19 protein-coding genes are annotated in these 25969 nt (G+C 42.5%); 7 read left to right on the top strand and 12 right to left on the bottom strand.

Going from position 1 to position 25969, the window contains the following annotated elements:
• The first annotated feature begins 18 nt into the window (after window positions 1–18).
• The 3 genes from PSV17_RS00825 to PSV17_RS00815 all read left to right on the top strand — a co-directional run bounded on the left by PSV17_RS00825 (window position 19) and on the right by PSV17_RS00815 (window position 3253).
• The gene (locus PSV17_RS00825) at window positions 19–1467 is read left to right on the top strand and encodes a sigma-54 dependent transcriptional regulator (protein WP_300478559.1); all 1449 of its coding nucleotides are present in this window, start codon (window positions 19–21) and stop codon (window positions 1465–1467) included.
• Window positions 1468–1618: 151 nt separating this feature from the next.
• The gene (gene purT, locus PSV17_RS00820; RefSeq protein WP_300478556.1) at window positions 1619–2818 is read left to right on the top strand and encodes a formate-dependent phosphoribosylglycinamide formyltransferase; all 1200 of its coding nucleotides are present in this window, start codon (window positions 1619–1621) and stop codon (window positions 2816–2818) included.
• A 15-nt stretch (window positions 2819–2833) separates the two neighbouring features.
• Window positions 2834–3253, top strand: a complete 420-nt coding sequence (locus PSV17_RS00815; RefSeq protein ID WP_300478554.1) for a group II truncated hemoglobin — start codon at window positions 2834–2836, stop codon at window positions 3251–3253.
• On the opposite strand, the gene PSV17_RS00810 is transcribed toward PSV17_RS00815, so the two are convergent.
• Window positions 3237–3839: a DUF1294 domain-containing protein gene (locus tag PSV17_RS00810; RefSeq protein ID WP_300478552.1), complete on the bottom strand. Its 603-nt coding sequence runs from the start codon at window positions 3837–3839 to the stop codon at window positions 3237–3239. The two genes, PSV17_RS00815 and PSV17_RS00810, sit on opposite strands and share 17 nt — an antisense overlap.
• An 8-nt stretch (window positions 3840–3847) precedes the next feature.
• Window positions 3848–4936, bottom strand: a complete 1089-nt coding sequence (apbC, locus tag PSV17_RS00805) for an iron-sulfur cluster carrier protein ApbC (RefSeq protein WP_300478550.1) — start codon at window positions 4934–4936, stop codon at window positions 3848–3850.
• 198 nt (window positions 4937–5134) lie between these two features.
• Here apbC and metG point away from each other — a divergent pair, with 198 nt between their 5' ends.
• Window positions 5135–7195 carry a methionine--tRNA ligase gene (gene metG, locus PSV17_RS00800; RefSeq protein ID WP_300478548.1) on the top strand — a complete coding sequence of 687 codons (2061 nt, stop codon included), beginning with the start codon at window positions 5135–5137 and terminating at the stop codon, window positions 7193–7195.
• Between the two features lie 163 nt (window positions 7196–7358).
• Here metG and PSV17_RS00795 read toward each other — a convergent pair whose 3' ends face one another.
• The 4 genes from PSV17_RS00795 to PSV17_RS00780 all read right to left on the bottom strand — a co-directional run bounded on the left by PSV17_RS00795 (window position 7359) and on the right by PSV17_RS00780 (window position 12678).
• Window positions 7359–9599, bottom strand: coding sequence for an arginine/lysine/ornithine decarboxylase (locus tag PSV17_RS00795; protein WP_300478546.1), 2241 nt, complete (start codon window positions 9597–9599; stop codon window positions 7359–7361).
• 49 nt (window positions 9600–9648) lie between these two features.
• Window positions 9649–10224 (bottom strand): dCTP deaminase, encoded by a 576-nt coding sequence (gene dcd, locus PSV17_RS00790; RefSeq protein WP_300478545.1) that lies wholly within the window; start codon window positions 10222–10224, stop codon window positions 9649–9651.
• Window positions 10225–10309: 85 nt separating this feature from the next.
• The gene (gene zwf / locus PSV17_RS00785) at window positions 10310–11815 is read right to left on the bottom strand and encodes a glucose-6-phosphate dehydrogenase (protein WP_300478544.1); all 1506 of its coding nucleotides are present in this window, start codon (window positions 11813–11815) and stop codon (window positions 10310–10312) included.
• Window positions 11816–11889: 74 nt separating this feature from the next.
• Entirely contained in the window at window positions 11890–12678 is a 789-nt protein-coding gene (locus PSV17_RS00780) for a dienelactone hydrolase family protein (RefSeq protein WP_300478542.1), read from the bottom strand.
• Between the two features lie 161 nt (window positions 12679–12839).
• Between PSV17_RS00780 and pgl the strand changes: the two genes are divergently transcribed.
• Together pgl and PSV17_RS00770 are read left to right on the top strand one after the other, a co-directional pair.
• Window positions 12840–13526: a 6-phosphogluconolactonase gene (gene pgl, locus PSV17_RS00775; RefSeq protein ID WP_300478540.1), complete on the top strand. Its 687-nt coding sequence runs from the start codon at window positions 12840–12842 to the stop codon at window positions 13524–13526.
• A gap of 364 nt (window positions 13527–13890) precedes the next feature.
• On the top strand, window positions 13891–14436 hold the full coding sequence (locus tag PSV17_RS00770; RefSeq protein ID WP_300478538.1) for a hypothetical protein: 546 nt from the start codon (window positions 13891–13893) through the stop codon (window positions 14434–14436).
• Here the strand turns inward: PSV17_RS00770 and PSV17_RS00765 are convergent.
• Genes PSV17_RS00765 through PSV17_RS00755 form a run of 3 tightly spaced genes read right to left on the bottom strand, consistent with a single transcriptional unit; the run spans window position 14420 to window position 18410 of the window.
• A complete protein-coding gene (locus PSV17_RS00765; protein WP_300478536.1) occupies window positions 14420–15106 on the bottom strand; it encodes a YdcF family protein in 687 nt (228 codons plus the stop codon). The two genes, PSV17_RS00770 and PSV17_RS00765, sit on opposite strands and share 17 nt — an antisense overlap.
• Before the next feature lie 20 nt (window positions 15107–15126).
• Complete coding sequence (locus tag PSV17_RS00760; protein WP_300478534.1) at window positions 15127–16527, bottom strand: DEAD/DEAH box helicase; 1401 nt, start codon at window positions 16525–16527, stop codon at window positions 15127–15129.
• A gap of 38 nt (window positions 16528–16565) precedes the next feature.
• On the bottom strand, window positions 16566–18410 hold the full coding sequence (locus PSV17_RS00755; RefSeq protein WP_300478532.1) for a DEAD/DEAH box helicase: 1845 nt from the start codon (window positions 18408–18410) through the stop codon (window positions 16566–16568).
• 472 nt (window positions 18411–18882) lie between these two features.
• Here PSV17_RS00755 and typA point away from each other — a divergent pair, with 472 nt between their 5' ends.
• Window positions 18883–20691 (top strand): translational GTPase TypA, encoded by a 1809-nt coding sequence (gene typA / locus PSV17_RS00750; protein WP_300478529.1) that lies wholly within the window; start codon window positions 18883–18885, stop codon window positions 20689–20691.
• 94 nt (window positions 20692–20785) lie between these two features.
• Here typA and PSV17_RS00745 read toward each other — a convergent pair whose 3' ends face one another.
• From PSV17_RS00745 to PSV17_RS00735, 3 genes are read right to left on the bottom strand one after another with little or no spacing between them, the layout of a single operon-like run.
• The gene (locus PSV17_RS00745) at window positions 20786–22423 is read right to left on the bottom strand and encodes a cytochrome c3 family protein (protein WP_300478527.1); all 1638 of its coding nucleotides are present in this window, start codon (window positions 22421–22423) and stop codon (window positions 20786–20788) included.
• 3 nt (window positions 22424–22426) lie between these two features.
• Window positions 22427–23257, bottom strand: coding sequence for a hypothetical protein (locus PSV17_RS00740; protein ID WP_300478525.1), 831 nt, complete (start codon window positions 23255–23257; stop codon window positions 22427–22429).
• Between the two features lie 9 nt (window positions 23258–23266).
• Window positions 23267–25768, bottom strand: a complete 2502-nt coding sequence (locus tag PSV17_RS00735) for a cyclic nucleotide-binding domain-containing protein (RefSeq protein ID WP_300478522.1) — start codon at window positions 25766–25768, stop codon at window positions 23267–23269.
• Window positions 25769–25969 lie beyond the last annotated feature (201 nt).

The following is a 25969-nucleotide window of genomic DNA, read 5'->3' as shown; positions in this document are numbered from 1 at the left end:
ATAGATTAAGGAAATATTTTGCAATTAGCGTATATCGCACCGAGTAACACCTCGGCACTACTAAAGCAACAATCTAAAATTTTAATTGTTGAAGATGAAGTATTGTTCGCTAGAGCAGTGATGCGTCGATTGCAGAAAGCAGGATATGAGTGCGCGCATGTTGAGAGTTTGCAGGATGCGCGCACTATTTTCAAACAGTTTTCTCCTGATATCGTATTACTTGATATGCGTTTGCCTGACGGTAATGGTTTAGATTTTCTGACTGATTTAGTCGCTAAAAATGTTGCAGTGATTGTGATGACTGCGCATGGTGAGATTAGTGATGCAGTCAATGCCATTAAACAAGGCGCAATCGACTATCTTAAAAAGCCGATTGATTTAGAAGAGCTATTATTATCTGTTCAAAAGGCTGAGGCTTCAGCGATACAAAGTAATAGTTTGGATTACTCCCGCCAACGCAATGCACATGCGATTGATGGTGTCGAGTTGTTGGGAGATAGCCCAGCAATGCAAAGTGTGAAAATGCAAATTCAACGTATTGCTCAACTAGTCGCCGCCGATACCGTGCCTCCTACCGTGTTAATCAGTGGTGAAACGGGGACTGGTAAAGATGTTGCTGCGCGCCTGTTGCATTTATCTTGTCAGATTAACGGTCAAAATAACGATAAGCCATTTGTGCATATTGATTGTGCATCCTTGCCGCCAGACTTAATGGAAAGCGAACTGTTTGGGCACGAGAAGGGCGCTTTCACGGGCGCAATAGCAACGCGTCCAGGATTAATAGAGGCGGCAGAAGATGGCACACTTTTTTTGGATGAAATTGGTGAGTTGCCTTTAGCCTTGCAAGCCAAGTTGCTCAATGTACTTGAGCGCAGAATGGTGCGCAGAATAGGCTCCACCAAAGAACGTGCCGTGCCTGCAAGGTTTATTGCCGCCACCAATCGCGATTTGCATGAAATGTCGCTTACTGGTAGTTTTAGACAAGATTTATATTACCGCTTAAATGTCATGAGTGTTGCCATGCCGCCATTGCGTGAAAGAGCTGCTGATGTTTTGATGTTGGCTAAGAATTTTGCCGCGCAGACTTCGAGGCGCTATGGTTTAGCATCGCCAGTTTTCTCTACCGATGCAATTGCTATGATTAAAAGTTACCATTGGCCTGGTAATGTACGTGAGTTGCGCCATCAAGTGAGCCGTGCCATGTTGTTGTCTCATCAAGGTAATATCACTGAAGTTGATTTAGCACTTCCTGTGAACAGAGCGCGGCTCGAGGCAAGCCAGCACGTTGAAAATACAATTCTCAACTCACAAGCTACATTGGATGAAGTAGAAAAAGCAGTTCTATTAAAAGTAATGGCTGAGTCTGATAATAATGTGTCCAGAGCGGCGCGCAAACTTGGAATTACGCGTATGACAATGCGTTATCGCTTAGAAAAACATCAATTCAACATTAAAGCTGAAGAATAACTATTTTTAATAGTAAAGTTGTTCTTTAGATAAACCTTCAGAAAATATATCAGTTAACTCCTAATAAGATTTCACACTGACGCCACATTCTCAAATGACGGCAAAGCCCCTGCATGGTATGATTTGGACAAATTAAAACTGGAAAAATATCATGCAAATTGGTACACCATTAAGCCCTAATGCTACTCGCGTTATGTTGCTCGGTAGCGGTGAATTAGGTAAAGAAGTGATTATTGCATTGCAACGATTAGGTGTAGAAGTGATTGCGGTAGATCGCTACAAAAATGCGCCTGGTCATCAAGTGGCACATCGCGCTTACACTATCGATATGACTGATGATAAAGCTTTGGGTGATTTAATCGCCCAAGAAAAGCCGCACTTAATTGTGCCAGAAATTGAAGCGTTGAATACCAATACGCTTGCAGATATTGAGTCTTCTGGCATTGCGACAGTAATTCCAACCGTCAAAGCTGTGCAACTCACAATGAACCGTGAAGGTATACGCAGACTAGCCGCGGAAGAGTTGAGCTTACCTACCTCTCCATATGCATTCGCTAGAAGTGAAGCAGAGTTACAAGCTGCGATTGACACAGGCATTGGTTATCCATGTTTTATTAAACCTACGATGTCATCTTCTGGTAAAGGTCAGTCACGTATAACTAATTCTGGTGAAGTAAAAACCGCATGGGATTATGCAGCTTCAGGCGGTCGCGTCAATCAAGGCGTGGTCATTGTTGAAGGGCAGATTGATTTTGATTATGAAATCACTTTGCTAACCGTACGTGCTAAAAATGCAGCGGGTGAAACTCAAACGTATTTCTGCGAACCGATTGGTCATGTGCAAGAAAAGGGCGACTATGTTGAAAGCTGGCAGCCTCAGGCAATGACGACAGGCGCGTTAGAGGAATCTAAACGTATTGCAAAAGCGGTGACGGATAGCTTAGGTGGTCTTGGCTTGTTTGGGGTAGAGCTATTCATCAAAGGCGATAAAGTTTGGTTCAGCGAAGTCAGTCCGCGTCCGCATGATACTGGCATGGTCACTATGGCGAGCCAACGCTTTAGTGAATTTGACCTTCATGCGCGTGCTATTCTGGGCTTACCAGTAGATGTTAGCTTACGTGATGCCGCAGCCAGCGCTGTTATTTATGGCCAACATGAAACGACAAACTTAGTGTTTGATGGTGTTGAAGCCGCCTTAGCTGTACCGAATAGCGATATTCGCCTATTCGGCAAGCCAGAATCCTTTGTTAAAAGACGTATGGGTGTGGCGCTCGCCACAGGTAAAGATACTGATGAGGCTAGAGGTCGTGCAAAATTGGCTGCTAGTTTAGTTAAACCTAAAGTTGTATAAATCGGTCGAACTCAAATGCTAGATAAAATTGAAGAAGCAGGTAGTAATAAAAGTACGTTCTTTGAACTGCTAGGCGGAGAGGCGAGCGGCACTGAAAATATCCGTCTTTTAGTAGAAACCTTTTACGACATTATGGAAAGCGACCCTAAAGCTGCACCGCTTCGAGCAATGCATCCGGCTGACTTAACCTCAGCGCGCGAGAAACTTTTTATGTTTTTGACTGGATGGACCGGCGGCCCCCAGCTTTATATCGAGCGTTATGGTCACCCGATGCTTCGCGCCCGCCACATGCCATTCCCAGTGGATGAATCTGCCCGTGACCAGTGGATGTATTGCATGATTAAGGCGATGCATCAGTTGGATTATGAGGACTTGCTCATGAAAAGATTGGCTGAGCAGTTGTACGGTGTGGCTGACTTTATGCGAAACCAATAATCGTATTGATTGTTGATGATGTAATAATAAGTAGTCCAATAATATTTAAAAATACCTGAATCCAAAAAGTAATTCGAAAGGATTTTTTAGAGGTTTTATGTCTAAATATTCTTTGCGCTAGCAGGGCGCCAGGCCAGCCTCCAATAAGACTGAGGGACTGCAAGGTTGTTTCGGATGTTCTTTGAGAATTGTTTTTAGCAGCACGTTTATCTAACCAATAGAAGATAAATGTAACTAAGCTTGTAATTGCATAAATTAGCAAAACATTTGGTGATAACCGATTCACAGAAACGGCAACACAAATAATGCTTAAAAAAGCTAAAGTTAAGTAAACGGGTATTATGCTTTGATCTAAGCTGAGAGGATTTTTCCTACGTGAGCCAACATAAAGCACCTCGCTGGCTGCGGCTCTACCTTTAGTATCAGTGATGAGTTTGTATGTTACTAACTCATCACCTTTAGGTCGTTTACAATAGCCAGTAAACTCTTTTATATGCAAATAAACTTGCTTGCCACCGCCATTTGGTGAGATAAAGCCAAAACCTTGCTCATCTTTCCATGCGGTAATTTTTCCTTGAAAGCGCATGTAAAACGTTATGTGTTTTGAATCACAATATTTGGAAATTTCCCGCTGTGATCTAAACTGGTATTTGCGATTTTAATTGCAGCTTTACGTGCGATTTCTTTGTAAATATTAGCGATTTTAGAATCAGGTGTGGCAACAACTGTAGGTTGTCCACTATCAGCTTGTTCACGAATCGTGATATCTAAAGGTAAGCTACCAAGTAAATCTACGTTGTAGTCTTTGCACATTAATGCGCCGCCGCCTGCGCCAAAAATATGTTCTTCATGACCACAATTAGAGCAAATATGCGTACTCATATTTTCGACAATGCCTAAAATTGGGATGCCGACTTTTTCAAACATCTTCAAACCTTTACGAGCATCTAACAGCGCAATGTCTTGTGGCGTGGTAACAATAATTGCGCCAGTTACAGGAATCTTTTGTGCGAGCGTCAATTGAATATCGCCAGTGCCAGGTGGTAAGTCTACGATTAAATAATCTAAATCGCGCCATTTTGTTTCACGCAATAACTGTTCTAAAGCGCCTGTCACCATTGGGCCGCGCCAAACCATCGGCGTATCAGCATCAATTAAAAATCCAATCGACATCGCTTGTATGCCATGAGCTTCCATCGGATCCATAGTTTTGCCATCTTTACTTTCTGGGCGGCCACTAATCCCTAACATTTGCGGTTGGCTTGGGCCGTAAATATCTGCATCTAACAAACCAACGGTCGCGCCTTCTGCAGCTAATGCCAAAGCTAGGTTAACAGAGGTAGTTGACTTACCAACGCCACCTTTGCCTGATGCTACCGCAATAATGTTTTTCACGTTCGGCAATAAAGTCACGCCCTGCTGGGCTTTATGCGCAACGATGCGGCTACCAATGTTGACGGTTACGTTGCCAATGTCTGGCAAACCTTTAAGCGCATTGCTCACCAATGCTTGCACATCATTCATCACAGATTTAGCGGGGTAACCAAGCACAATATCAACGCTGACATCGTTACCATTGATTTGGATATTTTTAGCAGACTTACTACTGATAAAGTCTTTGCCAGTATTCGGGTCTATGCAAACTTTTAATGTGCTTTGGATAAGTAATTCTGAAATTGCCATTGCTTAATTTCCTGATTGAAAAGTTAAGTGATTAACTTGAGTAAATAGATAAGGTATTTTAACTGATAGTTTGATTAAATGTCTGTTTGATTAGGTAGATAATAGGCGTGTTTGTTCATTGAAATCGCTAATCAACGCTGGGTGAAGCTCGCGTCATTTGCTAGAATAGCGATTTAGCATAATAGATTCATTTATCTCATGGCAACTGCAAACACCCCTCGTAAAATTCTCGTTACCTCCGCACTTCCATACGCCAATGGCAGTATTCACCTTGGACATTTGGTGGAATATATTCAAACTGATATTTGGGTGCGTTTTCAAAAAATGCAAGGGCATACCGTGCATTATGTTTGTGCCGATGACACACATGGCACACCGATTATGTTGCGTGCTGAGAAAGAGGGCATTACGCCAGAAGCTTTGATTGATGGCGTACATAAAGAACATACCGCAGATTTTAACGAGTTTTTAGTTGAGTTTGATAACTACTATTCAACCAATGCGCCAGAGAATAAAGAGCTTTCACAAAGCATATATAGAAAATTAAAGGCTAACGGAAAAATTGCCACAAAAATCATAGAGCAGTTTTACGATCCTGTAAAAAATATGTTCTTGCCCGACCGCTTTATTAAAGGTGAGTGCCCAAAATGTCATGCGAAGGATCAATATGGTGATTCATGTGAAGTCTGTGGCGCTACCTACAATCCAACAGAGTTGATTAATGCATACTCGGCTGTTTCAGGCGCGGCACCTATTCGTAAAGAAACTGAGCATTACTTTTTCAAACTTTCAGAGTGCGAGCAGTTCTTAAAGGATTGGACACGTTCAGGTACCTTGCAAGGTGAAGCTGCGAACAAGATGGGCGAGTGGTTTGAAAATGGTTTAAATGATTGGGATATCTCCCGCGATGCGCCATATTTTGGTTTTGAAATCCCAGATGCGCCAGGTAAATACTTCTATGTGTGGTTAGATGCGCCAATAGGTTATATGGCGAGTTTTAAAAATCTTTGCCAGACTAAAGGTTTGGATTTTGATGAGTATTGGTCAAAAGATAGTAAAACTGAGCTTTATCATTTTATTGGTAAAGATATTTTATATTTCCATGCGTTGTTTTGGCCAGCAACACTAGAGTTTAGTGAGCACCGTAAACCCACCCAAATTTTCGCTCACGGATTTTTAACGGTAAATGGCGAAAAGATGAGTAAGTCACGCGGTACCTTTATTACTGCACGCAGCTACTTAGACCATATCAAAAATCCAGAATACCTACGTTATTACTACGCGGCAAAAATTAATAGCACAATGGAAGATATTGATTTGAGCTTAGATGATTTTGTCGCACGCGTTAACAGCGACTTGGTGGGTAAGTATATTAATATTGCGAGCCGAACGGCTGGATTTATTAATAAGCGATTCGAGGGCAAATTAAATCCAAGCGCTTCTAATCCAGTGGTGACAGAAATTAAAGCATCTACACAGGCTATCGCTGAGAGTTACGAAGCACGCGAGTATGGCAAAGCCTTACGTGAAATTATGCGTTTAGCTGATATAGCGAATGGCTTTGTCGCGGACAAAGCACCATGGGTCATAGCTAAACAAGAAGGGCAAGATGAAGCATTACAACAAGTGTGTTCTGATGCACTTGAGATGTTCCGCTTGTTAACCTTATATTTAAAACCAGTATTGCCGAAACTTGCATATGAGATTGAGCGCTTTCTGAATATAGAGCCGCTCACTTGGCAATCTGTAGACGCATCATTGCTCGCAACTCACAGCATTCAAGCCTATGAACACTTGATTACTCGTGTAGACCCGAAACTGATTGAAGCTATGACCGAAGCAAATAAAGAAAACTTAACAGCCACACCACAAGTAACTGAACCTACGGTAAGTAAGGTCGTCCCAGTAACAGCTAATTTACCTGAGGCTGAATATATAAGCATAGACGACTTCACAAAAGTGGATTTGCGTATCGCTAAAATCGTTAATGCTGAACATGTTGAGGGAGCAGAAAAGTTACTTAAACTATTACTTGATATCGGTGAAGAAAAACCACGTCAAGTGTTTGCAGGCATTAAGTCTGCTTACGACCCTACAACTTTGGTCGGGCGCCTGACGGTAATGGTGGCAAACTTAGCACCACGCAAAATGAAGTTCGGCATGAGTGAAGGTATGGTGTTGGCGGCAAGTGATGAGAACGGTGGCCCATTTATTTTGAGTCCCGATGCAGGCGCTCAGTTAGGGATGCGCGTTAAGTAATAAGGTGTAGCCGTTTACTTGGCTTAGTGAGTGTTGAGATAATTGCTAAACTAACTAAGCTGAGTCAAGGTTTATCCAAAGCAAAAGCCCCGAATTCGGGGCTTTTGCTTTGGTACTTATCTATATTAATTTATTCGAATTATTTATTTATGATTAATTGTATTTATTGCTCTACACAGTCAACAAAATAAGCCGGTTTACCATCTATCACTTGTTTTACTAAGCCATGATTGTCGGCTTCAAAGCCAGGGAATTTTTCATTAAATTCACGCGCGAATTTAAGGTAATTTACAATAATCTTGTTAAAGCGCTCACCTGGAATAAGGAGCGGAATGCCCGGAGGATAGGGTGTTAACAACACCGCAGTTATGCGACCCTCTAAATCGTCAATTGGCACGCGATCCATTTTGCGGTGTGCCATTTTGGCAAACGCATCCGTTGGTTTCATCGCAGGCACCATGTCAGATAGATACATTTCAGTAGTCAAGCGCGCTACGTCATTGGCTCTGTAAACTGCATGGATTTGTTCACATAAGTCGCGTAGACCAATTTTCTCGTAACGAGGTTGTTTCTGCACGAACTCAGGTAATACTTTCCAAAGCGGTTGGTTCTTGTCATAGTCATCTTTAAATTGCTGTAAAGACGCTACCATAGTGTTCCAGCGACCTTTGGTAATACCAATCGTAAACATAATGAAGAATGAATAAAGGCCAGTCTTCTCAACAATCACACCATGTTCTGCTAGGTATTTGGTGACAATGGCGGCAGGGATACCAAATTTATCTGAGAAATTACCTTTAATATCCAAGCCTGGCGTAATAATAGTCGCCTTAATCGGGTCAAGCATATTGAAGCCCGGTGCGAGATTGCCAAAGTCATGCCATGCATCATTGGCTTTAAGCATCCAAGCATCACGCTCTTCCAAGCCTTCTTCTGACAAGTCATCAGGACCCCAAACTTTAAACCACCAGTCTGTACCCCATTCTTCGTCAACTTTGCGCATTGCGCGGCGAAAATCTAGCGCTTCCATCAAGCTTTCTTCTACTAATGCTGTGCCGCCTGGCGCTTCCATCATGGCGGCTGCCACATCGATACTTGCCACGATTGAGTATTGCGGGCTAGTTGACGTGTGCATCAAATAAGCTTCATTGAAAATGTCGCGGTCTAGTTTATTGTTTTCAGCATCTTGCACCAAAATTTGGCTTGCTTGGCTTAAGCCTGCGAGTAATTTATGAGTGGACTGCGTTGAAAATACCATACTTTCTTTGCAACGTGGACGACCTTCACCGATAGCGTGGTAATCGCCATAAAAATCATGGAAAGTAGCATGTGGTAGCCAAGCTTCATCAAAGTGCAATGTGTCGATTTTGCCATCTAGCATTTCTTTAATTTCTTCCACGTTGTACAGTACGCCGTCGTAAGTTGATTGCGTAATGGTTAATACACGTGGTTTAGATTTTTTATCAATGATAAATGGATTGCGATCAATTTTCTTTTGAATGTTTTCCCATTCAAACTCACTTTTCGGAATCGGACCAATAATGCCGAAGTGATTTCGTGTAGGCATTAAGAACACAGGGATTGCGCCTGTCATAATAATCGCGTGTAGTATTGATTTATGACAGTTACGGTCTACAACCACAACGTCACCTGGCGCAACGGTAGAATTCCACACCATTTTGTTTGAGGTTGAAGTGCCGTTAGTCACAAAGTAAAGATGGTCACAGTTGTAAATGCGTGCAGCATTGCGTTCAGAAGCGGCAACAGGGCCTGTATGGTCAAGCAATTGACCAAGTTCATCTACTGCATTACAAACGTCAGCACGTAGCATATTCTCACCGAAGAACTGATGGAACATTTGCCCAACAGGAGATTTCAAGAATGCTACGCCGCCAGAATGCCCTGGGCAGTGCCAAGAGTAAGAGCCATCAGCGGCATACTCTGTTAATGCTTTAAAGAATGGTGGAGGTAAGCTATCTAAGTAAGCTTTAGCCTCACGCAGAATATAGCGAGCCACGAATTCAGGCGTATCCTCATACATGTGAATGAAGCCGTTTAACTCACGCAAAATTTCATTTGGAATGTGGCGTGAGGTGCGCGTTTCACCATGCAGGAAAATAGGAATTTCTTCATTGCGGTAGCGAATTTCGTCTACGAATTTTCGTAAGTTATCGAGCGCATCTAAATTTCCTTCAATGAACTCATTATCATCAATCGACAGGATAAATGCTGATGCACGACTTTGTTGCTGCACAAAAGAGGTGAGGTCGCCATAACTGGTGACGCCTAACACTTCGAAACCTTCAGTTTCGATAGCTTTGGCGAGCATACGTATGCCTAAACCAGATGAGTTTTCTGAGCGAAAATCTTCGTCGATAATAACAACGGGGAAACGAAATTTCATTAAATAGAAATCCTTAATTAATTCTTACTGGTGTTAAATACTACGAGTATTAAATCTTAGGTAAGGTCACGCCAACTTGACCTTGGTATTTTCCGCCACGATCTTTATAGCTGGTTTCGCACACATCATCTTCATCAGCTTCAAAAAACAAGACTTGTGCACAGCCTTCATTTGCGTAGATTTTAGCTGGTAGTGGTGTGGTGTTACTGAACTCTAGTGTGACATAACCTTCCCACTCTGGTTCAAATGGCGTGACGTTAACGATAATGCCACAACGGGCGTAAGTTGATTTCCCCAAGCAAATTGTGAGCACATTACGTGGAATGCGGAAATACTCAACAGTACGTGCCAACGCAAATGAGTTTGGTGGAATGATGCAGTAATCAGCATTCACTTCAACAAATGAATTTGGGTCAAAGTTTTTTGGGTCAACAATGGTGCTATTGATATTGGTGAACAGCTTAAACTCTTTGCTGCAGCGAATATCGTAACCATAGCTTGAAGTGCCATATGACACCATACGCTCACCTTGAGCATTCTGCTTGACTTGGTTAGGCTCGAACGGCTCTATCATGCCGTGTTGCTCTGCCATTTTGCGAATCCATTTATCTGATTTAATGCTCATGTATTAACCTATTCATAGACTAAAATAAAATGCCCATGCATTATAAAGTGCATGGGCATTTTGTGTATTTTTTTTCAAAAATTTATTAGTGCTTATCGCCACCTAATTCAATGCTGTAACGCCAGAATTGATCTGATGTTTCAAAAATTACACTTGATTCTTCAGGGTCACGGTTACCAGCGCGGTATTGGTGTAACGGTGTTTTGTCGGCTGCCCAAGCTTTAACAATTGGGTCAACTAATTTCCATTGTGCTTCTACCTCACTAATATGTAGGTATTGTGAAGGATCGCCTTCCATCAAATTAAGCATGAGTGTTTCATATGAATCAATGCTCTCATCGCCAGCTTGGCGTTGCGGCGCATCAATGCTTAAGGTGCGGGTGGCAATATCTAATCCTGGAATTTTTGATTCTATTTCAAGCTTAACGGTTTCTTTCGGTTGAATGCTAATGACTAACCAGTTTTGGTGTTGATTATCAACCAATTGCATTGGAGATTTTTTAAATTTAACAGAAATAGCGACATTACCTTCGTGCATGCGTTTCGCAGTACGCACATAGAAAGGCACGCCTTGCCAGCGTGGATTATCAATAAATAATTTCACGGCGGCATAAGTTTCGGTGATGCTAGATTCAATTCCATCACGTTTTAGTTCTTCTAAATATCCAGCTACATTTTCACCATGACCGTCGCCTACACATACACGTCCAGCCGCGTATTGCGCACGGAAAGCTTGTTTGTTTAAGTTATTAACATCAATTGGACGAATAGATTGTAGTAACTTGATTTTTTCAGCACGAATACTATCTGGCGATAAATCTTTTGGTTTTTCCATCGCAGTTAATGCGAGTGTTTGTAATAAATGGCTTTGGAACATATCGCGCAATGCGCCTGTTGCATCGTAGAAAGTTGTACGTTCACCTACCCCTAAAGTTTCGTTATTGGTAATTTGTACGTGGTCAATATGCTCTTTGTTCCATAATGGTTCAAATATGGCATTGGCAAAACGCGTTAACATTATGCCTTGAACTGCTGATTTACCTAGGTAATGGTCAATACGGTATATTTGACTCTCTTTGAGGTGTTTAGTGAGTCTGGCTTGCAAATCTTGCGCAGAAGCTAAATCAGTACCAAATGGTTTTTCAATCAGCACACGACGCCAGTATTGGCTCTCATCAAGCAAGCCAACTTCTGAAAGTTGCTCAACAACTGGTGCAAAATCAGTAGGGCGTACCGACAAGAAATAAGCGAAATTTTGCGGAAAGGTTTTCGCATCACTTAACGTAGCACTCATTTTTTTGTAAGCATCAGGATCATCAGATGCATTAGCAAAGTAATGATTACGTGCGATAAAGCGTTCAAACACTTTTTGATCGTAACCGTTTTTGAATTTGGCATCTAACATGCCTTTGATATCTGCTAACCAAACATCACGTGATACTTCACTACGGCCCACAGAAAGAATAGCCATATGTTCTGGAAGGCGTCCGGCGGCATCTAAGCGGAACAGACCAGGCATTAATTTGACTCGGGATAGGTTGCCGCTAGCACCAAACAAAACTAGCGTACAAGGATCTATTTTTTTAACCATGATGTGAGTAAAACCTTAAATTGGATTTTGAAAAGTATGTAATTTTAATTATTGTATAAGTTAAATGGATATTACTAATGACGAGCTTCTGCGGAGCCTTCTGATTCCATATCCAAATCACCCCAGCCTAAGCGGCGATTGAATACTTCTAACAATAAATCCCAGCTTAAGCGCGAGAGTGCAGGGTCATAACGATGACCTTCATCGCGCATGAATGCGTGTTGACCATTAAACTCATGCCAAGTGTAGCGCGTGCCAACTTCATCAAGGCGCGCTTTTACCATATTGCGGCCTTCTAACGGCACGTGAGGGTCTTGGCGCCCCCAAATATGTAGCAACTCACCTTTAATTTCACCTGCACGCTCTAATGAGTTATCGTTTTTACCTAAACCTAAAGATTTTTTGTGTATATCTGTCGCATAAAAACATACCGCTGCCCGTACTTCTGGGTTCATTGCAGCTCGAAAGGCAAGGTGGCCGCCTATACAGATGCCCATTACGCCTAAACGGCCAGTGCAGTCGCTACGTGATTTTAAATAATCCAACACAGCTTTAGCATCACTATCGTAAGCATCTACAGGTTTGGTGGTTTTTAGTTCATTTCCGCGCGTTGTGCCAGCCTCATCGTATGCGAGCACAGTGCCTAGCGGTTCAAACTCATGATAGATTTCTGGGCACGCAACAATAAAACCGTGGCCAGCTAGCATTGCTGCTGTACGGCGAATGGGGGCTGTAACTTGGAAAATTTCAGAAAACATCAAAACTGCAGGATATTTCCCTGGCGCTGCCGGGCGGAATATATGTGCGCGCATTTCACCCGTTGGTGTATTAAGATCAACAACTTCACTGTCTTTAATTAACATTTTCTGTTCCAAATAGAAGCTATTTTCAGTAACCATATATGATAAAGCAAGCAGGCAAATTCATACAGTGGTTTGATAGAAAAAGTATAAAAAGCATGACAATTTTGTCGATTTCGTGTCAAATTCGGTCTACTTAATTTTTGATATTGAAATGAGCAGTAATGCAGGAAAAAAGTATCGACAGATGGCAGAGCTTTGAAACTATGGAGTCATTAAGGCAAGGTGTTTGTGACGCTATTGTTAAAAGCGCTAATGAAGCTATTGCTAAGCGTGGTCAATTTTCAATCATCCTTGCAGGCGGAAACACGCCCAGAGCCATCTACAGCGTATTACGTGATTTACCTATGGATTGGTCAAAATGGCATATTTACCATGGTGATGAGCGCTGTTTACCTATTGATCATGAGGATCGAAATAGTTTGATGGCAAATCAGGTTTGGCTCGATCACGTCGATATACCAGAGCAGCAAGTTCACCATATACCTGCTGAGTTGGGGCCTATTGAAGGGGCAAAAGCCTATGCTGAAACATTAACTGGAGCACCAACTTTTGATCTGGTGTTATTAGGTTTGGGGGAAGATGGACACACTGCCTCTTTATTTCCGAATCATGAGGTAGACAATAGTGCAGATGCTGTTCCAGTTTTTAACTCTCCCAAACCGCCAGCAGAGCGAGTCACTGTTAGCCAAAATCGCTTAAATAATGCGCATGAGGTTATTTTTATGGTCACTGGCGCTGGTAAACAGGAGGCAGTGGATAATTGGCGTAAAGGAGTGAAAATACCCGCGACTTTAATTTCGCCAACGAATGGTGTAGATATTTATTGTTATGATGTACAAGTGCAATGATATACAGGTGCAATGATGTAAAAGTGCAATAACATACAAATAATTTGCATATTTGTAAGTGATTGTATTGAGCTATTTCTTTTACTATAAGGATGAGTTTGAAACAAGGCTAGTTTAACATTTTGTAACATTTGTTATTGATTTTTTACTAAAAATTTCTTGATTAGCATCGCAAAATTATGATACTTTTCGGGGTAGCGGCACAAATGAATATAGATAATTTCAACTATTCAATAAAAATAAGCCAAGCATCGCTTTATGATTTTAGTATCTGGTTCAGTTGAGCTAATTCTTAACAAAAGTTCTTAGAATACCTAAAGTTATAAACAAATTAGGGGTTTTATCTTAATATACGGAGACCCCCATGAGAATTAAATTTCTTACCATATACTCAACTGTGTTCTTAGCTTTAAGCTTATCTGTAGGCGTTAAAGCAAGTCAAACTAAAGATTCCACTCTGACATACTCTCCTAGTAATACACTCTCCGGATGGAGTTCTTGGTTTGGTGATGACACATCTAGTGTAAGTTTTGTGGATGAAGCTTCGAACGATAATAATGCCATTACTGTGCTTGGATACCCAAAACACAGATCCTTTAGCGCTGCTTATTTAACTGCTGGTCTTCAGAACGAAAGTTCACGTGTAGCCGCTTCTTCAAAGCTAAGCTACGGTAGTGAAGGTGAGGTATTTTTGAGTCCTGTTTCAAGTGTGCCAAAGGATACTAATAACAGTTATGGTAATTATGCGGTATTAAATATCAACCAAAATATTGAAGTTGGACCTGAGCCAGAAACCTACAGCATGATGTTTGCTGGGCTAATATTAATGGCCTTTGTTGCGCACAGACGTACCTCTTATTTTAAACTAACTGACACTGTATTTAGTGAAAGTGCTAAAAGTAGCCTTTAACATAATTATTAATCACTGCTAGCGGTTCGCGCAGAGCACCTTTGAATGCCATACCCCAACTAACCCAGCATTGGCTTGGTGCAGCCGCGTAACTCACATTAATTTTTTGACCCATGTGACCAGCCTCAACTAGCTTCTTAACGCGCCACATATGGTAGGGCTCAGAAGTAATAATGATTTGTTTGATGCCAGCAGTCTCTAAAATAGAGCGAGAAAATGTTAAGTTTTCTAATGTTGAGCTAGAGCGTGATTCAACTAATATTCCCCCTTGGAAACCTTTGTTTCTAGCGTGAGTCTCCATTACTCGTGCTTCTATACGATTATCTTCGTAGTCCAAGCCACCAGACATTAGTAATGTGCTCACTATGCCTTGTTGAGCCAACAAGAGTCCTTCATCCACGCGACCAGTCAGGCAGGGGTTAGGTTTATCATTTAAATAGGCACGATTGCCTAAAATAAGCGCGGTATCAGCTTTTTGCGTCGGAGGAGTTTTGATGAGCTGCTTGGCGTAGTTGCCAATGGTGATGAAGATGCTTAAATAAACTAAAGCACCAGTTACAGCGCAGAAATAGAACGATCTGCGCAGCCAGCGGGGGGGAGAAATTTGATGCAGTAGCTGGCCCAAACCAGTCAATATATTCCATAGGAATTTTGATAGTTTGGAGCTCACTACAATTTACTTATCTACAATTACTTATTAATTCTTAATCCACCAAGCAGTGCTGCAATAGGTGTTTTATTAGCAATAATCGGTTTGGCGGCAAGCCTAGCATTAGTCGGTGCAGTTGAAGCTTCGTAAGGCTTGTCAAACCAAGGGTCGCTGCTTTTCTTTTTAGGAGGCATGCGTTTAGTCGCACTTGCATCTTGTGCATGGTTTGATTTGTAACTGGACTCTTTGCTACTTGTTGGGCGTGCTTTACTGCTTGGTTTGTCAAGCGCAACGGTCTCTTTTGGAATTTGGCGTTTAATCAGTTTTTCGATTTCAACGATGTATTTATCTTCTTCTGGGCTTACAAAAGAAATGGCAATGCCTAAGGCACCAGCGCGGCCTGTACGACCGATACGGTGTACATAATCTTCTGGCGCACTTGGAATTTCGTAGTTAATCACCATCGGTAATTCGCTAATATCTAAACCACGTGCGGCAACATCGGTTGCAACTAAGGCAGTGATGGTACCTGCTTTAAAACCATCTAAGGCTTTAATGCGTTCCTGCTGGGTTTTGTCCCCATGAATGGCATCAGCGGCAATGCCTTCACGCGCTAAGCTACGGCTTAGGCGGCTGGCGGTAATTTTGGTTTTGGTGAATATAATCACCTGACTCGCGTTAGCGGCTTTTAATAGCTGTATTAACAGCGTTTCTTTATCACTTTGTGCGACTTCGTAGACTTTTTGCGTCACGTTATCATTGGTCGCATTGCTACGCGCGACTTCAATCAACTGAGGTTTCGTTAAAAACTCATCGGCTAATTTTTTAATGTCATTTGAAAATGTAGCTGAAAACATTAAATTTTGACGCTGCTTAGGTAGCAACGCCAAAATTCTTTTTAAATCAGGCATAAAGCCCATGTCTAACATTCTATCGGCTTCATCAAGTACTAAAATCTGTACCTGATTTAGCTGAATAGTTTTTTGCTCAATATGATCCAACAAACGACCTGGCGTGGCGACCAAAACTTCTACACCTGTTTTTAAATGTGGTGTTTGGGTTTTGATATCTACACCACCATAAACAACAAGTGAGCGTAGTGGCGTATGTTTTGCATACGCTTTTACACTTTCTTCAACCTGAATCGCCAATTCACGTGTTGGCGTTAAAATCAACGCGCGGACTGGGTGTTTTGCAGGTGAAGCACTTGCGCTTGCCAGTGGCAGTAATTTTTGTAACAAAGGTAGCGCAAACGCTGCAGTTTTACCTGTTCCAGTTTGCGCGCCCGCCATTAAATCGCCCCCAGCCAAAGCCACAGGGATTGCCTGTGCTTGAATTGGCGTAGGTTTGGTGTAACCAGATTCAGTGAGCGCTTTAAGTAGTTCTGGCGCTAACCCTAAGTCTGTAAAAGCGAGATTGTCTAAAATTACTGTTTCTGTCATTGGTTGGGTACTGTTCAATTAAGGTTTACGTCAATAACTTAAGCGAAGCTACGTGGGCGACGTGGAGCACCGCTACCACCAGCATTCGCATTGCCGAAGCTACGTGAATCGCTGTTTGGGCGACCAGAAGGGCGATTGTCAGCACGAGAGTCACGTGAAGGAGCGCTTGAACGATCACCACGAGGTGCGTCATTGCGGCCTTCATAACGAGCGCCTAGCACACGGTTGTCACCACGGTTTGCATCTGGGCGGTTACCACGGCTATCACGGTTGTCTTCGCTACGTGGAGCGCTAGCGCCGTCACGTGAGAAAGGTTTTTTGCCGAAAGCTACGCTATCGCCAAAGCTGCGGTTAGGTGCGCCTGCATTAGCACGGTCACCAAAACTACGGTCACCACTTGGACGTTCAGAACGGCTACGATCGCCACTTGCGTTACGATCACCAAAGCTACGTGGACGGTCGCCAGAAGGTCTTTCAGTGCGGCCAGCGTAACCTGCTGAGTTACCATTCGTTTCACGCGGCGCTGACTCACGGTTGCCACGGTTTTCATCACGGCTGCTGCTGTCACGACTAAAGCTTGGACGGTCACCACGAGGCTCGCTGTTACGGTTGTTAAAACCACCTCTGTCATTACCGCCACGGTCATCACGTGGTTTAAATCCACCGCGACCACCTGGTTTATGTGCATCACGGCGAATATCACCACGATCACCACGACCATTACTTGGACCATCCATTTTCATTGCACGTTTTGGCTCAAAGCCTTCAACGACACCTGGTTCCATACGGTTGCCAGTGAATTGTTCAATTTTACGTAAGATATGACGATCCATATTTGATGCGAAAGAAATCGCAATACCAGTTTTACCAGCACGACCAGTACGACCGATACGGTGTACATAATCCTCAGCAAATTTTGGTAAGTCGTAGTTAATCACGTGGCTGATACCATTAATATCGATACCACGAGCAGCAACATCAGTCGCTACTAAAACTTTTACATCGCCTTGACGTAATTTTGTCAATGTACGGTTACGCGCACCTTGAGTCATATCACCATGCAAAGCCGCTGTTTTGTGACCAGCAGCGTATAAATCTTCAGCTAACACATCGCAATGGCGTTTAGTGCTAGTGAAAATAATTACTTGGTTAACTTCAGGAGCAATTAATAAATGCTCAAGCAATTTGTTTTTATGTGTCATGTCATCAACATAGTGCAAACGTTGCTCAATGTTGGCATGTTTTTCTTTTTGGCCAGCCACTTGGATTGTTTTTGGATTTTTAAGAATTTGTTTAGCCACACGTGCAATGTCGCCATCTAAAGTTGCAGAGAACAATAGTGTTTGACGTTCAGCAGATAATTGCTCACAAATACGCTCAACATCAGGCAAGAAACCCATGTCTAACATACGGTCAGCTTCATCTAATATCAACATTTGCAAACGTGATAAATCGATACGACCACGTTCCATATGATCAAGTAAACGACCTGGCGTTGCCACTAGAATATCTAATGGTTGTGATAGTAATTTATTTTGTAATGGGTAAGGCATGCCGCCAACGATACTTACTGTACGTGCGCGGATGAATTTACCGTATTTACGTGCAGCTTCGTTTACTTGTGTTGCAAGTTCACGAGTTGGTACTAATACCAAAATACGTGGGCCGCGGCTTTTTAATTCGTGTGGAGTGGCTAATAAGTTTAGCGCTGGCAACATAAATGCTGCGGTTTTACCTGTACCAGTTTGGGCAGAAGCCATCAAATCGTGGCCTGCAGTCACAACTGGAATAGCTTGTGATTGAATAGCGGTTGGTGTGGTGTAGCCAGATTCTTCAATAGCACGAAGTAAGGCATTATCAAGATTTAGTGATTCAAAAGACAAAGTAGTCCCTTTCAAAAGCTGTTTCATAAAAACAATAAAAAGGGCGCTAAGTAAAAACGGGCATATCATTTGAGCACATGCGATTAGTTGAGCATATGTTCAAGAGCAATATAAACGCAGAGAATATTTGGTTTAGTTAAGTTAATCACTTATAAGTCGAGAGAACGACATTTTGATTTAACTTAATATCAACAAGCTAATATAATCTTTACCAGCGCACGGACACAGCCGCTAACCAGTAAAAATTAAATTCAAACTTGCAAATTTAACCTTTTGAATAGTTGCTTCAATATTTCACGAGCAACAGAAGGGTCAGGGCAATGATTCAAGCATTACAAAATTGCCGTAATGCGAATGAAGCGCGCAGTATAACCATTTAAAATAGAATGTCAAATAATAATTGCATTAGTAAAAGGAAATAGACATTTATTGTGTTAAAATCGCCGCCTTTCAATAGAACTGGTAGCAATTCATGTCTCGTAATTTAAGAAATATCGCAATTATCGCCCACGTTGACCATGGTAAAACGACTATGGTTGATAAACTTTTACATCAAGCTGGTACGTTTACAGGACACCAAGTTGTGTCTGAACGTGTTATGGATAGCGGCGATATTGAAAAAGAACGCGGCATTACCATTTTGGCAAAAAATACTGCCTTGAACTATGAAGGTACACATATTAACGTAGTGGATACCCCAGGCCATGCTGACTTTGGTGGTGAGGTTGAGCGCGTATTAGGTATGGTTGATGGTGTTGTTCTTTTAGTAGATGCCGTTGAAGGCCCTATGCCGCAAACACGTTTCGTGACGAAAAAAGCTTTAGCGCTTGGTTTAAAACCAATCGTGGTAATTAATAAAGTTGACCGTCCAGGTGCGCGTACTGATTGGGTTGTAAACCAAACTTTTGATTTGTTTGCTAACTTAGGTGCAACTGATGAGCAATTAGATTTCCCAGTTGTTTACGCATCTGCAATCAATGGTTATGCAATGTTGGATATGAAAACACCTAGCGACAATATGCGCGCTTTGTTTGAAACGATTTTGAGCCATGTAGCGCCACCAGAAGGCGACACCAGCGCACCACTTCAATTACAAATTTCTGCATTAGATTACTCTACTTATACAGGTCGTTTAGGCGTTGGTCGTATCACTAACGGTAAAATCAAACCTGGCCAAGCCGTGACAGTGATGAATGAAGATAAACAAATCGCTGTAGGTAAAATCAACCAAGTGCTTGGTTTCCGTGGTTTAGAGCGTGTTGCGGTTGAAGAAGCTGAAGCTGGTGATATTGTGATTATTTCAGGTTTAGATGATATTGGTATTGGCTTCACTGTTTGTGACCGTGAAAATCCTAAAGGCTTGCCACATTTAGGCGTGGATGAGCCAACCTTAACCATGGACTTTATGGTGAACACTTCACCATTAGCTGGTACAGAAGGTAAATTCGTTACTTCACGTCAAATCCGTGATCGTTTAACTAAAGAGCTATTAGTGAACGTTGCCTTGCGTGTTGAAGATACTGAAGATGCAGACGTATTCCGTGTATCAGGTCGTGGTGAGTTGCATTTGACGATTTTATTAGAAAATATGCGTCGTGAAGGTTTCGAAATGGCTGTAGGTAAGCCAAAAGTAGTTTACCGTGAAATTAATGGTGAAAAATGTGAGCCGTATGAAATCCTTACGGTTGACGTAGAAGATGAGCATCAAGGTGCAGCGATGGAGGAATTAGGTCGTCGTCGTGGTGAAATGCAAAATATGGAATCAGATGGTAACGGCCGTACGCGTTTGGAATATAGAATTCCTGCACGTGGTTTGATTGGTTTCCAGGGTGAATTTTTAACGATGACACGCGGTACAGGTTTGATGGGCCATGTGTTTGATGATTACGCACCAGTAAAAGCAGATATGCCAGGTCGTCGTAACGGTGTATTAATTTCAGCTGAAAGTGGCGAAGCGGTTGCTTATGCACTTTGGAAGTTGCAAGATCGCGGTAAAATGTTCACAGTTCCAGGTGATAAATTGTATGAAGGCATGATTATTGGTATTCACAGCCGTGATAACGATTTGATTGTTAACCCGATTAAAGGTAAACAGCTCACTAACATTCGTTCATCAGGTACTGATGAAGCGGTGCGTTTGATTACTCCAATTGCGTTGTCATTGGAATCTGCAGTTGAGTTTATTGATGATGATGAGTTGGTTGAAATTACACCGAAAACTATTCGTATCCGTAAACGTTACTTGCTTGAGCATGAGCGTAAGCGTTCAATTAAAGGCTAATTCTTAACGGTTAGCTTTAAACAAAAAACCCAGCTGATTGCTGGGTTTTTTGTTATCTTAATTTATCGGTTGAATTCTATATTAGGTTACTGAGTTACTTTGATTCTGCTAAAGCTTCATGCATCACATGTGAGTCGTGAAAGTCATGGCACGACATACAACTACTCGCAATGCGTTTAGGTTTTGGGCTATTGCCAGAATGACAGCGTAAGCATGATTGGCGGTCAGGCATTGCGACATCTGCACTGGATTCAGACTCTTCTACGGCATGGCAAGACTGGCATTTTTGAGTTTGGTGTGAAGCGTGATTAAAGCGTGCCTTGCTAAACCAATCTTGGTTGATATTTAACGGTGCCACATGCCAAGGCAAGTCATCATCGGGATTTGCCTTACCTTTGGAGTCAACTTTTACTTGAGTTTTAGTTTTAGCCTTAAAGTCATTAATTTCATGGCAATAGGCGCAACCATCGGTTCTTAATGATTCTGAATAATGCGCAAGTTGTTTTGGTGCTTGAACCTTTAGGGTATTCATTACATTTTGTTCTGAGCCATGCGGTACAGTGATGAGCGTCTCTGGAGGCCCCATTGTCAGCTGATTGGCATGACACGTCACGCAGTCGCGATTATAGGAAACTGGTTTAAAGCGCATTTCCTTGCCTTCTTGCTGATGGCAATTAGTACAAGTCATTTCGCGTATATCCCAAATGCCATTTGGACCTTGTACTTTACCAAAATGCTGAGAATGCGGAAACTTGATGCCTGATTTCTCGACTAATCGTGCTTTATCTGTTTGTGGAATGCGCTCGATTTTCTTCTCTAAGTCACCTGTTAAAAACGTGAGTTTAAACGCAGGATGATCACGATTAAAGTCATGGATATTAGGTAGCTTTGACGATTTATCCACAGATTTAATATTGCCATGACACTTTACACAGGTGCTGTTATCTTGTCGCGCCAGTGGAAACGGAGACTTGTGCTCTCGGTGACATTCAGCACAGCGTATACCATCCATAAACAATTTATTGTGGTTAAACACTTTCTCTTGCAGTTTGGGGTCAGCAATATGAGGTGCAACGTTGAGATGGCATTTAATGCAGGCTTGATCGCTCACTTGTTGAGTGAGTACCTCATGGCAATTAAAACATTGTGAGCCAAAGTGCAAATGAGAGTTGGAAATATGCCCAGGGCTCCATAAACGGTCAAATCCTAAAGGTAGCTTTGCCATGGTGGCATGGAGATTAGGAATGAGATTCTGCGCTAATGGTAACACCAGAAATATAAGTGCAATAAAAGCCACTAACGATATCGCTAATCTTTTTTTAAAGATAGATGCGCCTCTAAGCGGTTCGTGCGTGCGTGCTTTTAAGTTTTGGAAGTCATCTGGTAATAAATGTACTAATGTTAATGACACCGCAATATTCACATCTGGTGGCGCAGGTTCGACCTTTAACTGGAATGGGCCAATCATGACTTGAGTACCATGAGTAAGGGCGGTATTTTGTAAAATAGCACCATCAACTTCAAGCTCACCATTGACTGAGACCAAATGCAGCTGGCCATCATCTAAGCGCTTGATGACGGCATGATGCATAGAAATACGAGGATCGAGTAAATGAATGTTGCATTCAGCGCCTCGTCCAATAGATAACTCTTCTGCTGTTAGCGTGCGATAGCTACGCACGGGCATGCCGCGCTTATTAAGTGAAATTTTGATTAAAAGGCAATTAATCATGACTTACCAATAAAGAAATACGGCAACAATATGCACTACCATTGCAGCTAATAAGGCCACTGCAAAAGGTGTGTGAAAGTAAAGCCAAAAGCCAAGTCTGGCACGGTACATTAAATCTTGTCTAGCACGTTTGACTAAAGACTGGCGCCGGACCATTATGGAGTATAGTTCGCGATACAACTTACGCTGCTCTCCAGTTAAATGATTACCTAGTATTGTGAGCTTCGCTACAGCAACAGCAGTCGGGCAATCTGGTTGATAACCTCTTAATTGTTCAATTAGCCCCGTGCCTATATAGGTTTCTCTGCATGCGCGATCTACCGTGAAGTTGATATCATCTGGCATGATTAAAGCAATCTGACGAGCCAGCTTATCTGTTTCTGCAATTCTCAATAACAGACCATCCAAGCTATCTTCACCCATGTTTTCGGTCATAAGCCGAGGGTAAATCATATAGGCATAATTACCGAAAAATCCGCTGACTACGACAATAATCAATAAGCCGTAAGTGAGACTGTGGATATTAATACCAAAATGAAAGCCACTATGAAGTGTGGCTGTAACTGTGAGTGCTGTACCTAGATAAATATGCGCGGATAACCATCCTTGTGTTGAGCCGCTACTTCGATAACGACGCTTGCGCACGCCATACCATGCCATCCAAAACACCAAAGCGGCTGAAACTGTGCCTAGACCATAGCCTAACCAGCTTCCACCATAGTAACCAACTGCAGGTTCAAATAGCATAAATGCACTAAAGGCAATAGCAATGACGACGATGGCTAGTTTGAAGTAACGATAGTTTTTGTAGTCGAATATATTGCCGCGTTGCATGAAATTTCTCTAATTTCCGTCAGATTCAGTTAAAAAGACTTCGTTTGTAATGCTGTCACTATTAGAACCGCCTGCATAGTTGAGTAACTCTTCTGGGTTAACTCGCAAGGCCGCGCCAACTGGGCAGGCACGTACACACACAGGCCCCTCTTTAATGTCTTTGCACATATCGCATTTAACTGCCACTTTTGAACCGCCAACAATGGGTACGGCTTTAGGGTGAATGCCCAGCAAAATTTGCCAGATACTACGTTCCGGCTGGTCTTGTATCACAGCCATCTGAATAACATCATACGGACAATTTTGTTGGCAATTGCCGCAGCCGATACAGCTGTCATCAATGTAAACTTCGCCATGCGGTGCGCGGTGAATCGCATCAGGCGGACAATCTTTCATACAGTGTGGGTGCTCACAGTGGCGACATGAAGTCGGCACGCGAATGTTTGCAAAAATAGGCCCTGCATCGCGGTCTAATCTTGTTGCTCCACCATGAGTATCCGCGCAAGCGTCTTCACAGTAGTTGCAGCGCACACATAGTGACTCGTCAATTAACAGTACATCAGTAGCCTCGCCTACACCTTGTTGAATCAGGAATGAGATAAGATTTGAAGGTGTAGATTGATTGCTTAACGCACTTGGATGATCTGTCGTTTCAATTTGCTGACGTTTTTCCTGATCTTGTAAATGTTTAAGATAGCGCGCATCTAACTCACTACGAATTTCTGGATTGCGCGCGATAATATCACTCATTCTGCTCGCATCAATCAAAACGGCTTCGGTAGCAACGGCTGCTCGTACGGTCGCATAGCGGGGTTCTCCAGAGACCAGAGACCATTCACCCACATAGTTGCCTGCCGCGACGTAATACAGCACGACCTCACGACCACCAATGATGCGCGAAACTGTAACTGAGCCACTTTGAATCAAATATAAGCCATCCGCCTGATCGCCTTCATGGAACAACTCCTCACCAGCGGCAAAGCTTTTAGGCGTAGCATGAGTAGCTAAATCATTCAAGTCCTCTTCACTTAGCGTTAGGCCAATACATACGTGTACTACCCACTTAATGGCCACTTCATTGAGTACGCGGCGCATGGACTGCACTGAATCAACAAGTTTTTGCATCACGCGTCTAGGCGTTTCAATCAGCACGCATTTTGTATTGGCGCGAACCGTGCCGGCTCTACGGCGACCTGACACAAGCGCCATTTCACCAAAGAATTGACCCGCTTTAAGTTTAGCGTCTGGTTTATCAGCTTCATCAATTAATACATCTAACTCACCTTCGACGATAAAGAAAAAGGTGGTGCTGTAATCATTGCGTTTAAAGATAATGTCACCAGGCTCGGGCTGCAAGATGTTACTTTGCAACACTAACTCACGTAGCTGCAAGGTCGTTAGCATTTTCAGCAAGGGCACGCTTTTGCGTATTTTTTCCAACACATCATCTACGCCACGGTCATTGCAAAAGCTTGCGAATTTATCACGCAATAAGGCTGTATCAGCAGGTTCTACTGGGTTGCCTAAAATGTACTCAATGACTTCATAGCCTTGATTAATCCCTTGTTTGATTAACGGATAACCAGCCAGTGCACCAATGATATAAAGTCCAGGCACGCTAGACTCATAATGTGAAGATAATGAAGGTAGCGCGGCATAGTCATCTGTTGGAAAACCTACGCCAAAGCCTTCAAGCAGCGGCCGTGAGGGCAGGGCGCCAAGTCGCGCAATCACGCGATGGCATGGAATGCGCTCAATGCCATTTGGGGTATTCGCTATCACCGTGATAGGGAACTCACCTTGAGTATTTACTTCAATTGCTTGAGGTCTTGTTTCTAGCAACCAATCTAAAGCACCTCTTTTTCGTGCCTCTGTCAATTGAGTAAGGTTGCTTTCCTTACAATTGCTAAAGTCATCTGCACGATTAAGAATAATAATTTGGTTGCGCCCAGTGAGCGCGAGCGCATTTTCCACGCCGCTATCACCACCACCAATGACTATAATGGTTTCATCCTGATAAGCTTGAGGATCATCTAATTGATACTGTACTTGCGGTACATCGCCACCAGGAATCTCTAACTGACGTAAATTGCCTTGAACACCAATGGCCAGCACCACATGATCTGCGGTGATTTGGCTGCCATCCGCTAACTCTAATTCCAACCATTTTTCGCGGCGGTGTATACCTATCACTTTTGAACCGTAACGAATATTCAAGTTGTAATCAATAATCGTCCTTTCCCAAGTGTGGAGCACAACTTCGCGTAAAGATGCGGTAAAAGGTAAGGGGCTGCGAATAGGAAGGGCGCGCGGCTCTGACATAACGAGTTTGCCGCGTAGATAACTGCGAATAGTGCTAGCGGGTTCTTGCTCGGCTTCAAGCAGTAAGTAAGATAATTTCTGCTCAGTAGCGCGCACAGCCGCGGATAAACCGCTTGGGCCTGAACCAATAATAATGGTATTGAAATGTTCTAACATTGGGGCTTGCTTGCTAATTACGTTTTTTGACATGATGCAGCGACCAAAATTGAAGTCTTAGAATGTTTCTGACTGCTATACGCTATTGTACGGAAAGTTAGCTTGATTATGACAAATCCATTCTGAAATTTTCACATGATATATTTAAATCAATTACCCAACGATTAAGCTATATTCTATCAAGCTGAAAGATGGTGGTCGATTTAATTAATGGTAATATTTTATCGTTTGAAT

The sequence above is a fragment of the Methylotenera sp. genome (genome assembly GCF_029946165.1).
GTDB lineage: Bacteria > Pseudomonadota > Gammaproteobacteria > Burkholderiales > Methylophilaceae > Methylotenera.
This window is presented reverse-complemented; position numbering and strand designations above follow the sequence as displayed.

What these genes read in the sequence shown, in the direction of transcription:
- PSV17_RS00810 (WP_300478552.1), bottom strand. Translation starts at nt 3,839, where the DNA reads ATGCGCTTTCAAGGAAAAATTACCGCATGGAAAGATGAGCAAGGTTTT.
- purT (WP_300478556.1), top strand. Translation starts at nt 1,619, where the DNA reads ATGCAAATTGGTACACCATTAAGCCCTAATGCTACTCGCGTTATGTTG.
- PSV17_RS00795 (WP_300478546.1), bottom strand. Translation starts at nt 9,599, where the DNA reads ATGAAATTTCGTTTCCCCGTTGTTATTATCGACGAAGATTTTCGCTCA.
- metG (WP_300478548.1), top strand. Translation starts at nt 5,135, where the DNA reads ATGGCAACTGCAAACACCCCTCGTAAAATTCTCGTTACCTCCGCACTT.
- PSV17_RS00815 (WP_300478554.1), top strand. Translation starts at nt 2,834, where the DNA reads ATGCTAGATAAAATTGAAGAAGCAGGTAGTAATAAAAGTACGTTCTTT.
- pgl (WP_300478540.1), top strand. Translation starts at nt 12,840, where the DNA reads ATGCAGGAAAAAAGTATCGACAGATGGCAGAGCTTTGAAACTATGGAG.
- PSV17_RS00745 (WP_300478527.1), bottom strand. Translation starts at nt 22,423, where the DNA reads ATGATTAATTGCCTTTTAATCAAAATTTCACTTAATAAGCGCGGCATG.
- PSV17_RS00770 (WP_300478538.1), top strand. Translation starts at nt 13,891, where the DNA reads ATGAGAATTAAATTTCTTACCATATACTCAACTGTGTTCTTAGCTTTA.
- PSV17_RS00740 (WP_300478525.1), bottom strand. Translation starts at nt 23,257, where the DNA reads ATGCAACGCGGCAATATATTCGACTACAAAAACTATCGTTACTTCAAA.
- apbC (WP_300478550.1), bottom strand. Translation starts at nt 4,936, where the DNA reads ATGGCAATTTCAGAATTACTTATCCAAAGCACATTAAAAGTTTGCATA.
- PSV17_RS00760 (WP_300478534.1), bottom strand. Translation starts at nt 16,527, where the DNA reads ATGACAGAAACAGTAATTTTAGACAATCTCGCTTTTACAGACTTAGGG.
- typA (WP_300478529.1), top strand. Translation starts at nt 18,883, where the DNA reads ATGTCTCGTAATTTAAGAAATATCGCAATTATCGCCCACGTTGACCAT.
- zwf (WP_300478544.1), bottom strand. Translation starts at nt 11,815, where the DNA reads ATGGTTAAAAAAATAGATCCTTGTACGCTAGTTTTGTTTGGTGCTAGC.
- PSV17_RS00735 (WP_300478522.1), bottom strand. Translation starts at nt 25,768, where the DNA reads ATGTCAAAAAACGTAATTAGCAAGCAAGCCCCAATGTTAGAACATTTC.
- PSV17_RS00780 (WP_300478542.1), bottom strand. Translation starts at nt 12,678, where the DNA reads ATGTTAATTAAAGACAGTGAAGTTGTTGATCTTAATACACCAACGGGT.
- dcd (WP_300478545.1), bottom strand. Translation starts at nt 10,224, where the DNA reads ATGAGCATTAAATCAGATAAATGGATTCGCAAAATGGCAGAGCAACAC.